This window comes from Aureivirga marina (genome assembly GCF_015767265.1).
In the GTDB taxonomy this organism is placed as follows: domain Bacteria; phylum Bacteroidota; class Bacteroidia; order Flavobacteriales; family Flavobacteriaceae; genus Aureivirga; species Aureivirga marina.
Window position 1 is genome coordinate 449,022 of record NZ_JADPIB010000003.1, and the last position, 15,776, is coordinate 464,797.

15 protein-coding genes are annotated in these 15,776 nt (G+C 27.7%); 10 read left to right on the plus strand and 5 right to left on the minus strand.

Annotation, left to right across the window (positions count from 1 at the left end):
• Positions 1–150: 150 nt before the first annotated feature.
• The 10 genes from I1A51_RS08755 to I1A51_RS08800 all read left to right on the plus strand — a co-directional run bounded on the left by I1A51_RS08755 (position 151) and on the right by I1A51_RS08800 (position 9,243).
• Entirely contained in the window at positions 151–2,724 is a 2,574-nt protein-coding gene (locus tag I1A51_RS08755; RefSeq protein WP_196893082.1) for a polynucleotide kinase-phosphatase, read from the plus strand.
• A gap of 30 nt (positions 2,725–2,754) precedes the next feature.
• A complete protein-coding gene (locus I1A51_RS08760) occupies positions 2,755–3,321 on the plus strand; it encodes a hypothetical protein (RefSeq protein WP_196893084.1) in 567 nt (188 codons plus the stop codon).
• Positions 3,305–3,772, plus strand: a complete 468-nt coding sequence (locus I1A51_RS08765) for a hypothetical protein (RefSeq protein ID WP_196893085.1) — start codon at positions 3,305–3,307, stop codon at positions 3,770–3,772. Before I1A51_RS08760 ends, I1A51_RS08765 begins: the two co-directional genes overlap by 17 nt.
• 296 nt (positions 3,773–4,068) lie before the next feature.
• Positions 4,069–4,695: a Crp/Fnr family transcriptional regulator gene (locus I1A51_RS08770; protein ID WP_196893086.1), complete on the plus strand. Its 627-nt coding sequence runs from the start codon at positions 4,069–4,071 to the stop codon at positions 4,693–4,695.
• A 66-nt stretch (positions 4,696–4,761) separates the two neighbouring features.
• A complete protein-coding gene (locus I1A51_RS08775; RefSeq protein WP_196893087.1) occupies positions 4,762–4,974 on the plus strand; it encodes a YgaP family membrane protein in 213 nt (70 codons plus the stop codon).
• 757 nt (positions 4,975–5,731) lie between these two features.
• The gene (locus I1A51_RS08780; protein ID WP_196893088.1) at positions 5,732–6,622 is read left to right on the plus strand and encodes a helix-turn-helix domain-containing protein; all 891 of its coding nucleotides are present in this window, start codon (positions 5,732–5,734) and stop codon (positions 6,620–6,622) included.
• A gap of 81 nt (positions 6,623–6,703) precedes the next feature.
• The gene (locus I1A51_RS08785) at positions 6,704–7,183 is read left to right on the plus strand and encodes a hypothetical protein (protein WP_196893089.1); all 480 of its coding nucleotides are present in this window, start codon (positions 6,704–6,706) and stop codon (positions 7,181–7,183) included.
• 287 nt (positions 7,184–7,470) lie between these two features.
• Positions 7,471–8,505 (plus strand): hypothetical protein, encoded by a 1,035-nt coding sequence (locus tag I1A51_RS08790; RefSeq protein ID WP_196893090.1) that lies wholly within the window; start codon positions 7,471–7,473, stop codon positions 8,503–8,505.
• The gene (locus I1A51_RS08795; protein WP_196893091.1) at positions 8,502–8,900 is read left to right on the plus strand and encodes a hypothetical protein; all 399 of its coding nucleotides are present in this window, start codon (positions 8,502–8,504) and stop codon (positions 8,898–8,900) included. The genes I1A51_RS08790 and I1A51_RS08795 overlap by 4 nt, the downstream gene beginning before the upstream one ends.
• On the plus strand, positions 8,890–9,243 hold the full coding sequence (locus tag I1A51_RS08800; RefSeq protein ID WP_196893093.1) for a hypothetical protein: 354 nt from the start codon (positions 8,890–8,892) through the stop codon (positions 9,241–9,243). The genes I1A51_RS08795 and I1A51_RS08800 overlap by 11 nt, the downstream gene beginning before the upstream one ends.
• Before the next feature lie 3 nt (positions 9,244–9,246).
• Here the strand turns inward: I1A51_RS08800 and I1A51_RS08805 are convergent, their stop codons facing one another.
• The 5 genes from I1A51_RS08805 to I1A51_RS08825 form a co-directional block, all read right to left on the minus strand.
• Entirely contained in the window at positions 9,247–10,158 is a 912-nt protein-coding gene (locus I1A51_RS08805; RefSeq protein WP_196893095.1) for a helix-turn-helix domain-containing protein, read from the minus strand.
• 16 nt (positions 10,159–10,174) lie between these two features.
• On the minus strand, positions 10,175–11,011 hold the full coding sequence (locus I1A51_RS08810) for an oxidoreductase (protein WP_196893097.1): 837 nt from the start codon (positions 11,009–11,011) through the stop codon (positions 10,175–10,177).
• 211 nt (positions 11,012–11,222) lie between these two features.
• On the minus strand, positions 11,223–13,460 hold the full coding sequence (locus I1A51_RS08815) for a hypothetical protein (RefSeq protein ID WP_196893099.1): 2,238 nt from the start codon (positions 13,458–13,460) through the stop codon (positions 11,223–11,225).
• A gap of 108 nt (positions 13,461–13,568) precedes the next feature.
• Positions 13,569–14,864 carry a DUF885 domain-containing protein gene (locus I1A51_RS08820; RefSeq protein WP_196893101.1) on the minus strand — a complete coding sequence of 432 codons (1,296 nt, stop codon included), beginning with the start codon at positions 14,862–14,864 and terminating at the stop codon, positions 13,569–13,571.
• A gap of 3 nt (positions 14,865–14,867) precedes the next feature.
• Positions 14,868–15,767, minus strand: coding sequence for an alpha/beta hydrolase (locus I1A51_RS08825; RefSeq protein WP_196893102.1), 900 nt, complete (start codon positions 15,765–15,767; stop codon positions 14,868–14,870).
• Positions 15,768–15,776 lie beyond the last annotated feature (9 nt).

Genomic DNA, 15,776 nt, shown 5'->3' on the forward strand with positions numbered 1-15,776 from the left:
AGCGGAGCCGAAATCGGGCGTGACTTCGAGAACCTCAGCCACCAGAAAAAAACACGGAGATTGAGCGGAGTCGAAATCGGACGTGGCTTCGGCTCCGCTCAGTCACCGTAAATTAAATCACAGTCACCAATTAAAATTAAGAAAAGAAAAATGAAAAATATAAATATACCAAAGAATGCTTTAGTCCTATTGATAGGAGCATCAGGTGCTGGAAAAAGTACCTTTGCGAATAAGCATTTTGAAAAATATGAAATTGTATCATCAGATGTTTGCAGAGGAATGGTTTCCAATGCAGAAAACACGATGGATGCAAACACAGAAACTTTTGAATTGTTAGAATTTATTGTTTCAAAACGTTTGAAAAGAGGATTATTAACTGTTATTGATGCAACAAATGTTCATTCGGATTCACGAAAGAATTTATTGAAAATTGCTAAAAAATATCATGTGCTTTCTGTGGCAATTGTTTTGGATTTACCAGAAGAAGTTTCTATACAAAGAAATGAAACTAGAGAAGACCGTAATTTCGGAAATCATGTGATTCGAAATCATAAACGTAATTTGAGACATTCTTTAAAGTTTTTGAAAAAAGAAGGTTTTAAAAAGATCTATAAATTCAAAACAGAAGATGAGATCAATGAAATTGAAGGGATTTTTAGAGATAAATTATATAATGACAAAAAAGAATTCAAAGGTCCTTTTGATATTATTGGAGATATTCATGGTTGTTATGATGAAACGATTTCGCTTTTAGAAAAATTAAATTATCAAATAGAATTTAATCTAGAAGATGAAGAAAATTTTGGAATAAAAGTTACACATCCTGAAAATAGAAAAGTTATTTTCCTTGGAGATTTGGTAGATAGAGGCCCGAATTCTCCTGCGGTTTTAAAACTTGCAATGAGCATGGTAAAAAATGGAACTGCTTTTTGTGTTCCTGGAAATCATGATGAAAAATTGAAGAAAAAGTTGGAAGGAAGAAATGTACAAACCAAACATGGACTGAAGGAAACTTTAGAACAATTAGAAAATGAAACAGATGCTTTTAAAGAGCAAGTCAGAGAATTTATTTACGGTTTGACAAGTCATTATATTTTTGATGATGGAAATTTGGTGGTTTCGCATGCTGGTTTGCGAGAAGAAATGCATGGAAGAACTTCTGGAGAAGTGAGATCTTTTTGTTTATATGGTGAAACTACTGGAGAAATCGATGAATTCGGTTTGCCTGTTCGTTTGAATTGGGCATCTGAATATCGTGGAAAAGCAAAAGTTGCTTACGGTCATACACCTGTGAAAAATGCGGAATGGTTTAATAATACCATCGATTTAGATACAGGTTGTGTTTTTGGTGGAAAATTGACTGCGCTTCGTTATCCAGAATCGAAATTGGTTTCTGTTTCTGCAAATAAAATGTATTGTAAACCTGCAAGACCTTTTGATGTGGATGAATCGGAAAATTCTTCGCAACAAATAAATGATGAAATTTTAGAAATTGATAATCTTTTAGGTAAAAAATACATAGATACAGAATTACAAAAGAATATTTTAATCAAAGAAGAAAATGCTATTCCTGCATTGGAAACCATGACGCGTTGGGGAATTGATCCGCGTTGGATGATTTATTTACCTCCTACCATGTCGCCTTGTGCAACGAGTGATTTGGAAGAATATTTAGAACATCCAAAAGAAGCAATTCAATATTATCAAAAAAGAGGTGTTTCAAAAATTATTTGTGAAGAAAAACACATGGGTTCTAGAGCGATTTTAGTGATTTGCAAAGATACTTCTATAGTGAAAAAACGTTTTGGAATAAATTCTAAAAATCCTGGGATTTGCTATACCAGAACTGGTAGAAATTTCTTTTCAAATAAAACTTTGGAGCAACAATTTATTTTTAGAATTTCAGAAGTTTTGACAAAAGCGAATTTCTGGGAAGAATTTGAAACTGATTGGGTTTGTTTGGATGCAGAATTAATGCCTTGGTCGGCAAAAGCACAACTTTTATTGAAAAATCAATATGCGGCTGTTGGAAGTTCTGCAAAACAATCTTTGAATACAACTTTAAAACAATTGGAAAAAGCAAAAGCTAGAAACATCGAAGGTTTGAATGCTGTTTTAGAGAAAGTTTCTTATAAATCAAAAGCGATTGATAAATATATTTCTTCGTATCAAAATTATTGTTGGGATGTAACTTATTTGGATGATTTTAAATTGGCTCCATTTCATATTTTGGCAACAGAAGGAAAAACCTATGAAGACAAAACGCATTTGTGGCATATGAAAGCTATTGCGAAAATTTGTGATGCAGATTCGAAAATTATGCTGAAAACAAAATTCCAAATTGTAGATACTACAAAGAAAGAAGATATTGAAAAAGCTATTGCTTGGTGGGGAGATTTGACCAATAAAAAAGGAGAAGGATTTGTTGTAAAACCTTTAGATTTTATCGCCTATCATAAAAATGAATTTTTGCAACCTGCTATAAAATGTAGAGGAAAAGAATATTTAAGAATCATTTATGGACCAGAATATGATTTGCAAGAGAACTTAAAGCGTTTAAAAAATAGAGGTTTAGCAAAAAAGAGAACTTTAGCTAGAAAAGAATTTTCTTTGGGAATAGATGCTTTACAACATTTTGTGAGAAAACAACCTTTAAGAAAAACGCATGAAAGAGTTTTTGGAATTTTAGCTATGGAAAGTGAAATGGTGGATCCGAGGTTGTAAGAGAATAATAAAAATAATATTTTAAAAAATATGAATAAACAAGAAATTAATAAAAATGTAAATGAAGAAGATTTACAACATACTATGAATAATATACTTCAATTAGAGAAATTATTCATTAAAGAATTAAAAAATATACATGAAATAGAGAAAAAAATCTCAAATATTAATCATTACATGATGTCTATTGTTAATCGAGCTATATATTTAAATAGAGGTTTTATAACATTAGCTAATACTAATAATTATCAATCAGCTATTCCATTAATGAGATTACAAATAGACAATTGTCTTAGATTATTTGCTATGAGTTTACATGGAAATGATCAAGAGTTTTATAATAAAATATTACAAGGCGAAAAAGTGAGAAATCTAAAAGATCGAGACAATAAAAAAATGACTGATGCATATTTAGTAACAAAAATTAATGAATATTATCCATATTTTAAATCAATTTATGAAAAACTATCTGGACATATTCATTTTTCTTCAGAACACTTTCAATTTAATAATATTGTAAAAAATAATGTATATTCTATTACAGTAGGAGCTGAAGAAAAATTAGAAATCTACAAGAAAGTTGAAAACTGTATTTGAAATTATTTTAGTTGGATTCATTATTATTTTATCTCTTCCAATTTTAATTATCTTTTATTTTATTGATTTGTTTAAATCGAATCAGAATTCACAACAAACTTTTGTAGAAAAGTATTCTAATAATTTAAAAGAGTTAGAAGGAAAAAGTTTCTTTTGCTATAATAACAGGAAAGATTCTAAGAATTATATTGAAAAGAATCTGATTTCTTTTTTACCAAAAAATGTGGAAATTATTTATTTAAATGGAAAAGAAATTGATTCTTCTTTTGATAAAGAATTTATTTCGCAAGCTTTTTATAATTTCGAAGAATATCAAAGGTTTCCACATTTGTTTAAAATAAAAAATGGACAAATTGAAGAAAAATCAATTAATAATTCTTTTTATAACTGGATGAATTTGAATCACTCAAAAAACATTTTGATGGATCAAATTCATCTTTTTATTAAATAGTTTCAATTATTAAATTCAATTAACGATTTATTCGATAACTATTAAATGTTTTCGTTCGAATGAAAAACCGATTTCGAGAACCTCAATCTCCAAAATAATAACTGGTGACTGAGGTTCTCGAAGTCACATTTTTTTTGTGTTTAATCCTAACAAATTATCGAAAGCTTTTAAACCTTTAGCTCTTCTATAGAGGATGTTTATTAACCTACAAATCATTATACAAAATTAATCATGATATTCTCTATTTTTTACTAAATAATTCTAGTAAATTCGACAAAACTTCAAACCCCAATAAAATGAATTTCGCAAAACAAGCATTATCTTTTTTACAACCAGATTTAGTGGATAAAATTCTGAAAGAATCGACTATTCAAGAAATTCCGAAAGGAACTCAAATTTTAAGAGAAGAACAATATGTAAAAGTTCTACCGATTGTGATTGATGGTTTGGTAAAAGTTTATTCAAGATTTGAAGAAAAAGATTTATTGCTCTATTATATTGAGCCTGTTCAGAGTTGCATTATGACTTTCTATGCTTCTTTAAAAAATACACCAAGCAAAGTTTTTGCAATCACAGAAGAAAATTCGAAATTGTTATTAATTCCAGTGCAATTTATTCCAAAATGGTTAAAAGAATATCCAAATTTTAATGAATTATTTTACGATCAATTCAACTTGCGTTATTTAGAACTTTTAGACACCATCGGACATCTTTTAGTCGAGAAAATGGATAAGCGTTTGTATAATCATTTAAAGAAAAAAACGGAATTAACTAAAAATGATTCTATTAAGATGAGTCATAACCAAATTGCAAACGAATTAGGAACTGCAAGAGAAGTAATTTCTAGAGTTTTAAAAAAGCTAGAAACAGAAGGAAAAGTAGAACAAACTTCAGAAGGAATAAAAATAATTAATCAGTGGTGACCGTAGTCACTGCATAGGATTTAAGCGAATCCTATCTTTGAAAAAGTAATAATTAATTTTTTGAAAATGAAAAAAAATATGGGATCGCTTGATCGAATTATCCGATTCATCATTGCAATTATTGTTGGAGTTCTGTATTTAACGAATATTATTTCTGGAACTCTTGGAATCGTTCTTCTAGCACTTGCAGGAATTTTTGTTTTGACTAGTCTAATTAGTTTTTGTCCGCTTTATGCCCCTTTTGGAATTAAAACCTGTCCTATAAAAGAAAAGGAATAAAGCTATTTACAGAAAGTTTCATATAGTTTTGATTTAAAAAGTATTTTGACATGTTCAGAATACTTTTTTTGATTGGAAAACAACCTTTCATTTATAATTATGATAAATGTTTTGTTCAAATATAACTGACCTATTTTTTTAATCGTAAAAATCAAAAAATTTGAAAAAAATAGACGAGAAACTGTTTGAGCGATAGCGAGTTTTTTGAGTCTTTTTCAAATTTTGTAGGTTTTTGATTTAAAAAATATAAGTCTTGATTTTTTTGATTCGTTTTTTTATCAAGAACAAATCGAGGTACGAGATTCACGAATACCTAATTAAAAAATAAAAGGAAATGAGTAAAATGAATGATGCAGAATACTCTGAAATTCAAAAATATTTTTTAAATAAATTGTTTTTAAGGAGGAACAAGAGATGGTAAAATAATAGTAATTAGTTAACTAAAATCCCAAAAATCCATCTCTAACTCCTCCTTTAAAATATAAAAGCGATTTTGATTTATACGAATGAAGAGTAGTTTTATACAAATGTAGACCAGTTTTACACGAATGCAGTGTGGTTTTATACAAATGCAGACCAGTTTTACGCGAATGCAGCATGGTTTTATACAAATGCAGACCTGTTTTACACGAATGCAATGTGATTTTATGCAAATGCAGACTTCTAAAATCACTTTTCTCTATAAAAAAATATAATTAGAAAAAGAATTGTAGAGAATTTCTTTTTATCTTATAATTGCTTCTTTAAAAATTAAAAGGTGGATAGAATCAAAGATATACAGTCGTTATTACAGGCAATGAATGTTGAGAGATTTCAAAAATGTGATGATTTCCATGTGTTGAAATTTAATGATCACCTAAAAGATATTCCATTTCAAACAGAATCTAGAAAGTGTGATTTCTTTCAAATCTTTTTCTCCGATTATTATGATGTAGAAGTTACAATTGATGCGAAAACATTTTCATTAAAAGACAAAACACTTATTTCATTTCTTGCACCTCAGCAAACTCTTTCCGTAGATGTAAAAAGTGTTGAGAAACTTTCTAATGGATATATGATGGCTTTTCAATCGAGTTTTTTAAAAAATGGAAAATCTAACTTTGAGATTGAACAGAAATTTCCATATTTCAATAAAAACTACTCGCCTATTTATTTTATTAATCCAAAGAAAACAGTTTTTCCAGATATCATTCGAAAAATTTACGATTTGTTTCAAGAACTTTCTGATGAAAATTTGGAAATCATTCGTTCTTATTTAAACATTCTTCTACTAGAAGCTAAAAAATCATTTTATGATGGTAATATTAAAACAAGTTTAGCCTCTCGCTCCGAGCAAATTTCTTTTTCTTTTGAAAGTTTGGTAAAAAAATATTCCAACAAAAGAAAGCCACTTGATTTTTATGCTGAAAAACTAAACATCAGTACAGTTTATCTTTCAGAATGTGTCAAAAAAACCACAGGAAAAACAGCTAAAAAGATTATTAAAGAATATGTAATTCTAGAAGCTTCTACCCTTTTGATACAATCTTTAAAAACTATTGATGAAATCTCAGATAGTTTAGGATTTAGTGCAACTTCTAACTTTAGTAACTTCTTCAAGAAAGAAACAGGATGTACACCTTTGGAATTTAAAAACCAAAACACCTAATTTTTGATAAATATCTCCTAAATTTTAGTATCAGTTTTCATATAAACTGAAAGTATCTTTGCTTTAAAAATGAAACATAAGATGAACAATTTAAGAAAAGATACTAATCTTGTTATAATCGCTTTTTTAACGGTTAGTGCATTAACTTTTGGGGAATTATTAGAGCAAATTGTTTTTGTTCCTAATTGGTTAATCGGGAATGTAGATGAAAATTTGGAGCATTTTAGAAAATTTAAACACACAACAGATCCAGGAATGTTTTATTTTCCATTGACAATTGTTGCAATTATATCTCATGCAATGTTATTAGGAAAAAAATCAATCTTAACTGTGGAGCAAAAGAAAAATGTAAAACATTCTTTATTTCTATTCTTAGCAGTCTTTTTAGTAACCATTTATGTGATTGTTTTCATCAACGTTCCTGTAATTGATATGGGAACTTTATCTGGAGAAGCACAAGAATCTAAAATCGTAATTTGGGCAATTTTAAATATGTTCCGAATTATTTTACCAGCAATCGGTCTTTATAAACTTTCAAAACTGTTTACAATCAAACAATAGTAAGTCTATATTTGAATATTTCTAAAGCATATGGAATTATAATTTTCTATATGCTTTTTTTTGTGTTTGAAAATGAAAACAACTCCAAATTTCATTGCATTTAATTTTAAATAGAAGTATCTTTGAGATATCTGTTTTTGTAAGATTTCTTACAGTTTAAAGGAAATTTACAAATAACTCTAAAGGAAGAAATATTAAAAGTTTTCGTCTTTTAATTTATACATGTTGGTTGGGATAGAGTTCTAAGAACTTTCTTTGAAAAAAAGTTTAACTAAAAATATCTAACTATGAATCAAACGCTAAATCTTCAGAAAATTTCCCTCATTTTTGGGATTCCTATTTTGCTCTACGGATGTACAATTTTACTTTCTAAATCTTCTGTTTTTGCTGCAAATCCAAATTTACTTTCTATAGGAATTACCTTTGATTTATTATTAACGACTCCTTTAATTTATTTTTTATTAATTAGAAAAACGAAAATTCCAAAAACAACTGTTATTCCTTTAACTGTTTTGGGAATTGTAATCGGAACTTATATTCTTCCATCACAACACCAAGAATATCTTTCTTTTTTTAAATATTGGATATTGCCAATTGTCGAAATTTCTGTTTTCTCTTACATTGTTTATACTATTGTTAAGCTGATAAAACAATATAAATTAAATAAAACAGAGTCAGATGATTTTTTCATTGCTTTAAAAACAACTTGTAATAAAATTCTTCCAAAAGGAATTGTAATTCCATTCGTTACGGAAATTTCTGTGATTTATTATGGATTTATTTATTGGAGAAAACGAAAATTAAAAGAAAATGAATTTTCATATCATAAAGAAAGTGGAATTATAGCTTTATTAATCACATTCCTATTTTTAATTTTCATCGAAACAATTGCAATTCATATACTTTTAGAAAAATGGAATTATATCCTTGCATGGATTATAACTTTTTTAAGTATCTATACTAGTTTACAAGTTTTTGGTTTCTTAAAATCTATGTATAAAAGACCTTATATAATTGAAAATAACACAATTTTTCTTCGTCATGGAATCATGAGCGAAACGACAATCGATATAAATTCAATTGAAAGCATCGAAATTTCTTCAAAAGATATTGAGTTTGATGAAACAATTAGAAGTTTATCTATTTTTGGAGCAATGGATAGTCATAATTTAATTATTCATCTAAAAAAAGAAAATCAATTATTGAGTTTGTACGGAATAAAAAAAACATATAAAAGTTTAGCAATTCATGTAGACGATAAAATTTTATTTAAAAACACAATTGAAAATAATATTCCTAAATCAACTGATGAAAATACATGAAATCAATTTTAATAACATTTTTAATTCTATTTACATTTAATCTTTCTGCACAACAAATCAAAGAAATTAGAATAGATAATAATCCAAAATTAACCAATGTAGAAGCAGATTTTTTAAATAATTATCTAGCACATTTAAATCTAAACTATGATTTTACTGAAAAAAAAGTAATTTTTGTCAAAGGAAATTCTGGAAATATTATTTCAGATAAAACTTCTTTCTTTAATAGTGTAAAAGAGTATAAAGATCAACCTGTTTCCGTTAGAATTTTAAAATTAACGGAAGAAGAAAAATTAAAATCAGGAGATTATGATATAATTATTGGATTCTGGGTGAAACGAATTACAGAAAATAGAAAAAGAAAAATAATCGAAGAAATATCAAATGAGAAATAATTTTTTAAAAACACTTTTAACATGGTTACCATCTTTGGTAATCATGTTAATTTACATTCCAAACGCATTATCTAAAATTTTTGAAGAAGAACAAGTTGGTAAAATAGTTTCAAACAGAGGAATTATGATTGCTACAGGAATTTTTCTTATAATTTCTTCCATTTTATTTTTATATAATAGAACTATTTTAATTGGAACAACGCTTTTAGCTTTATATATGACGTTTATCACTTGCATTCACATCTATAAAGGAAAACCACATGAAGTTGCTTTATTAATTGTCATTGCAACGATTTTCTGTGCATTTTTAAGAAAACCAAAGTTATTTCATCAGAGATATTAAATTTCAATTCAAAGAGCGATATTTTGCGGGGCTAATTCCAATTTTCTGTTTGAAAAGTTTGCTAAAATGTTGCGGATATTCAAACCCTAAATCATAAGCAATTTCACTAATAGAAAGAGAAGTTCCTAAAAGTAAGTTTTTCGCTTTTTGAATTAAGAAAAAGTAAATATGTTCTTTAGCATTTTTCCCTGTTTCTTTTTTTAATAAATCACTCAAATAATTTGGAGAAATATGCAATTCTTCTGCACAATATTTGACAGATGGAATTCCTAAAGTCATCGGTTTTTCAGAGTTATAATAAGCTTTTAAAATGTTCTCAAATTTACTCGCCAATTCTTGATGATGATTGGTGCGAATAAAAAACTGACGATCATAAAAACGATTACAATAATCTAAAAGTAATTCAATTGTAGAAATAATCAATTTTTGACTGTGTTTATCCAAATTCATACTATATTCTTTCTGAATTTTTGAAACCAAATCATTCAATGTTTGTTTTTCATCATCGGATAAATGCAAAGCTTCATGAACATCATAAGAAAAATACGAATAAGAATCAATCGTTTTTGCTAAATGAGAACGACTTATCAAATTTGGATGAAAAACTAGCATCCAACTTTTAGATTCTTGCTTTACACGTTTTCCTTTTCCTTCTAAAATCTGATTAGGTTTTGTAAAAACCATTACTCCTTCTGTAAAATCATAGGAAATTCGACCATAACCAAAAGAGCCAGAATGATTTTCTTTTAAAGAAATCATGTATAAATTCAAAATAGCTCGCATTCCATCAAAATCAATATCCTTAATATCTTTGTAATAAATCACAGAAATCAAAGGATGTTTTGGAGGTTTTAATCCCAGAATTTGATGTAATTGTGTGATAGAGTTTATTTCTAAAATAGATCCTGAATTCATTTTAAATTGCTTTAAATTATTTCCGATTACTTTTATTTTTTTCTAACATTCGAAAGATAGCTTTATCTAAAGTTTTATCACTTAAAATTTTTCTAAAAAATAAAGTTTGTTTTGCTTTTTTTCCAACTAAATATCTTGTTTTAGGATTTTTAGCTTTTATACTTTTTAAAATAATTTCCGCTACAATTTCTGGAGAAGAATAATTACCTTCTTTATAGACATTTCCTATTATTTCTCTCATCGAATCAATTGTATTTTGATAAGGACTATCTTTCTTTTGCATAAAATGTTGATTTCGAATTTTTCCAAATTCTGTTTTAATCGTTCCTGGCTCAATAATCACAACATCAATTCCAAACTGCTTCACTTCTACTCGCAAACAATCACTCCAACCTTCAACAGCGTGTTTCGATGCATGATACCATGCTCCTAATGGACTGTGTATTTTTCCTCCAATCGAGGATAAATTGATTATTTTTCCTTTTTCTTGTTTACGCATTATTGGTAAAACTGCTTTTGTAATTTCTGCTAAACCAAAAAGATTTACATCAAACTGTTTTTTTGCCGCTTCAAAACTTGTTTCTTCTACAGCGCCATAAATCGCAAAACCTGCATTATTTATAAGAATATCAATTCGTTTTTCTTGTTCAAAAATTTTTTCAATTATCAATTTCACTTCCGAAAAATTTGTGATATCTAAAGCGAAAACTTTTCCTCCAGCCTTTTCAATTTCTTTCATATTCTGCTTTCTTCTTGCTAGACCATAAACTTGAAATCCATTTTGAATTAATTTTAATGCAGTTGCCTTACCAATTCCAGAAGAGGCTCCTGTTATAATTACTACTTGTTTCATTATCTTCATTTTAATAAAACAAAATTAGCTTGAAGTAACTTCAAAAAAGTATATATTTCATCGGATGTTTTATACATTTTACTTAGAATTATTTCAAAATGATTTTATATAAAAAAGAAATAAAAAAATGCTTTACGTTATTGTAAAGCATTTTAAAAATTAATTTTATTTAAAACCTATTTGAATGATTTAATTTTCTATTGGATTCTTTTTAATTATTTAAAGAATTCGGATTATTTCCATTTTTAGTAATAACAATTCTATCAATTTTAAAACCTGCTTCTCTCCTTCGAATTCTAAATGTTTTTACACCTGAACTGTTTACATTTATTGTACCACTTGCAGCTTTCCATTGCCAAGAATTATTTGTAGAAGTTCCGATTGTTTTTTCACTTGTTCCGTCAATTTTTCCATAAGCAGAATTACTTCCACCGTTTATACTATAACCTCTAAACCAGATTTTATAATTACCAGTTGTCGAGAAATTTATTTTATAAGTTAATTCACAAGCATTTTCCCAAGAGCTATTGTTTAATGAAGCATTATTTGTTGTTTCTACATATTCTCCTACTGCTCCTGAAATTGAATTTTTAATTTGCCAATTAACATCATCTTCTCTTTGATTTTTTTGAAAATAATCTTCTGCTTCAAAAACTACTTGTCCATTTTCTTCATTAAAAACGGAATCATTCTCATTAGAATTACCAGAAATAGATCTATTTTTAATACAAAGTCCTTCATTTTGAATATTATTAAATAATCCCCAATGATTAATTTGTGTTTCTGTTGGAGCTTGATTTCTAAACTTCAAATTACTTGCTTTTAAAGCATTATCGATATAAACATTATATGTTTTTGAAGGAACGTTCACTTCAAATTTAATATCAAAAGAATCTCCATCATCGAAAGTTCCAATATCTGTGTAACTAGTTTCATTATACACAGATATTACTTGATTTGTAAACTTAATAATACAAGCATTTTCAGACCAAGTAGTTGGATTTCCATCAGCAAGAGTAATTGCTCCTTTTACTGAATTCCCTGTGATTGTAACATTACAAGAGGCAGAAAAATTATCTGTTTGAGAATTAAAAGATTTCGTTTTCCAAATTTGAAATTCAGAAAGTTCACCAGTACAATCTGAATTATTGGTATCCTCATTTTCTGTTTCATCGTTATCATCTTCATCCGAATCTTCAGGAGCATTTAATCCAACATCCGCAGGAGAAAGTTCAACGTGTGTTCCAATATTTCCAGAATAAGAATTCAAATAAACAATCGATTCTCCATGTGCTTCTTTTTGAATATTAAAATTTGTGTTTTGATAAACTTTAATATTTTTTGTTTTTATATTATTATTTAATGAACAATTTCCAACTATATAATCTGCTCCAATTCTCATTTTTGTACCAGATTGTTGTGCTTTATTTTTAACAATCGTAACATTTTTACTTACTCCTGGACAAGCTTTGTATTGCGAGTTATTAAAATGTTCTATTTCATAAATAGGTCCAGACATAATTTTTATCTGACAATTATCCAAATAATTTGCAATAATCAAATGATCTTCCCCATAAGTTCGAATGAATTGTACATTTCTTAATGTATTTCCTCTAATTTCTTGATTATTTCCTGCTCTACAACTAATACTTCCTGAAGTAGCGTTTTTTACAGTATTATATCGAAAAATATTTCCAGAAGATTTTAAAGAAATAACTTCAGAATCATTACTAAAATTTTCAATAAGGTTATATTCAAAAATAGTATTTGTACTATATTTTGCATGTGATGCATCTGTTCCAGCTTGAAGTGCTTCACCAGAATTACTATAGCTTGAATTCACTAAGTTTTTAATATAGTTATGATCTATTCGATTATTTTTCACGCTGTTTTTCACATCTATAATTCTAAAACCTCTTCTTTTCCAATCGTGAAGGTAATTATGGTCAATTCGATTGTTTTGACCTTTATTTTTAGAACCCGAAACATGACAAGCATCGTCTAATCTTGAACCATTTCCTCCTTCTTTTCCATTTCGCCATTCATTTCGAGTCACACGATTATTATTTCCAAAAATTTCAACCGTACTATTATTAAAATCCATTCCTTTTAAAATAATATGATTTCCAGAAATAATAAAAAGCGCATCTTTAAATTCAGGTCTTCCAGATTCAGCTTCGATAATAATTGGATTAGAAGCTGTTCCATTTTTGGAAATTTCAAAATCACCTGTATATTTTCCTATGTCTTTTATCTTAATTATCGTTCCAGCTGTTGCAGCATTTAATTTATTTTTTAAATCAGAATTTCCATTTGCAATTTTCACAATAGAAGTTTTACTTGCTACATTATTTTCTATGATTTCTTGCTCTAAATCATCTTCACAAGAGAGAAAAGAAAACAAAATTAAAACGGATAAAAAGAGTGGATAAGTAATTGTTTTTTTCATTATTATTAGAATTTAGTTTAAACTATTTTTATTATTTATCTAAAAAAACAGACCATCTTTTTCTGGATGGTCTGAAACTATTTATAGTGAAAATTCTCGGGGTAAATTCTATTTATTTTTTAGTAAAATACTTACTGGTAAGGAACCATTTTTTAAAATCTGTTTATGAAACTCTTTTAAATTGAAATCTTTATTTTTCATTGCTTCTTGCTTTTGATTCAAAATTTCATTTGCTCCGAATTTATAGGTAATAACTTGTACAGGCCAGTTTTTCATTCGTTCAATTTCTCGCAAAGCAATATCATCTTGATCAGAAATATATTGCTGCCAAAAAGCTAAAGCTTCTGCATCTGACCAATGATAATAATTAATTCCAACATCAAGAGCAACACGAACAGAGCGAATTATATCCCATTCATATTTCCCGTAAACCTCATATATAGAATTATATAAATCGATTTCTAAAGCTAAATCTTCCACATAAGCTGCATAACCTTCAATAAACCACGAATAAGAAAAGAGTCTATTTACTTCACTTCTATTTTCACGTTTTTCATAAGACAATTGATAATGATGTCCTGGAATTGCTTCATGCAAAAACAACCATGTAACTTCTCTTTTATTATAAGGTTTATCAAAGAAATTATAATAAAAAGTGTTGTTTCTATAATAACCTCCAACTTTAGCTAATGCTTTATCATCTCCAGGTTTTATCATAAAATCAGGTGTCTCATCAATATATGGAAAGTAGTTTTTCATTTTATTTTGAATCAAACTTCTTTTACTTTCAAAAGCATTTTGGATAGTATCTGGATTTATGTAAAAAAAAGAAGAATCATTTAAAAATTTCTTAAATTCTTCAGGACTTAATCCTGATTTTTCTTGAATTTTCTGCATTTCTGCCTTTACTCTTTTAGCTTCAGAAAGTCCAAATTCGTAAATTTCATCTGGAGTTACTTCTGCATCAATCCAACGTTTTAAAAAATACGTATACCATTTTTTCCCATTAGGAATTGTAGAAAGTCCATCTTTTGAAATAGACGTTTTATTTTTCTTTCGCCATTTTTTCTCTAAAGAAATTCGTTCTAAATTCAATTTCGTTTCATAGGAAATTAATTCATAATCTATTTTATCTGATTCATTTAATTTTTCTGGTTGAAACTTTTTTAATTCTTTTTTTACTCTTTTAAAAAATTTCTCTTGTTTTAAAAGTTCTTTTTCTGATTTAATTCCTTCAAAATTCTGCACATAATCTAACGCCAATTGTGGAAATTCAAATGCTTTATATTCTTTTACAAAATTTGCAGAAAACGTTTTCCAATTCTCTTTTTCTTCTTTTTGTGCACTACAATTTATCATGAAGAAAACTGTCAGCACTAAAACTAATTTATTTAATATTTTCATTTCCTATTTCTTATATTTTTGAATAAACTCTACAATCATCTCTCTAACTACATACTCTTTTTCATTAGATAATTTTGTCCACAAACTCGCATGTGTTTCATTATATAAATGCAAAGATTGTATTTGTAAATTTCCTTGTTCCAAAAGCTTTTTTTCAAATTCTTGATTATAAACATATGTTTGACCTTCATCTATCAAAAAAATCGGAAGTTTTAAATTTTCAATAAATGTAATTGGCGAAGCATCTTTATGCTGCTCATTCGTTTTTCCAAAAACTGGTTCAATATGTTTTTCCAAATAAGAAGGTTCTACAGAAATCAATAATTCTTTATAAAAAGGAATATCATAAGCTCCACCAATTGGAATAATTCCACGAATATTTGTTGTTTTTAAACCTAAGTTTTCTACATATTTTTTATCAGCAGCCAATAAACAACTTAAATGCGCACCAGATGAATATCCTCCAACATAAATATTTTCAACATCCATCCCATATTTTTCACCGTTGTTAATAATCCATTTAAACGCCTTTACTATGTCCTTTATATGTTCCGGATGTTGAATTCCTTCTGCTTTATCATCTTTTCTTCCTAAAAGTGCTGGACTCAAACGATGTCCAACTGAAATTACAGCAATTCCCTTTTCTGCAAGTTTCCTACATAAACCCATCTCTTTATGTCGATCTACATAAGCCCAAGCTCCTCCTCCAATCCAAATTAAAATTGGTGGATTCTCTACATTCTTCGGTAAGATTAAATTAAGTTTTGTGTAAACGGAATCTTTATGTTTGAAATTTGCATAAGTAATATTTTCAATTGCTTGTAGCTCGTTTTTATTCTCTTGAGAAAATAAAATGGAAACACAAAAACAACTGAAAATAAATATCAGAATTACTTTCTTCATATTCTAGTT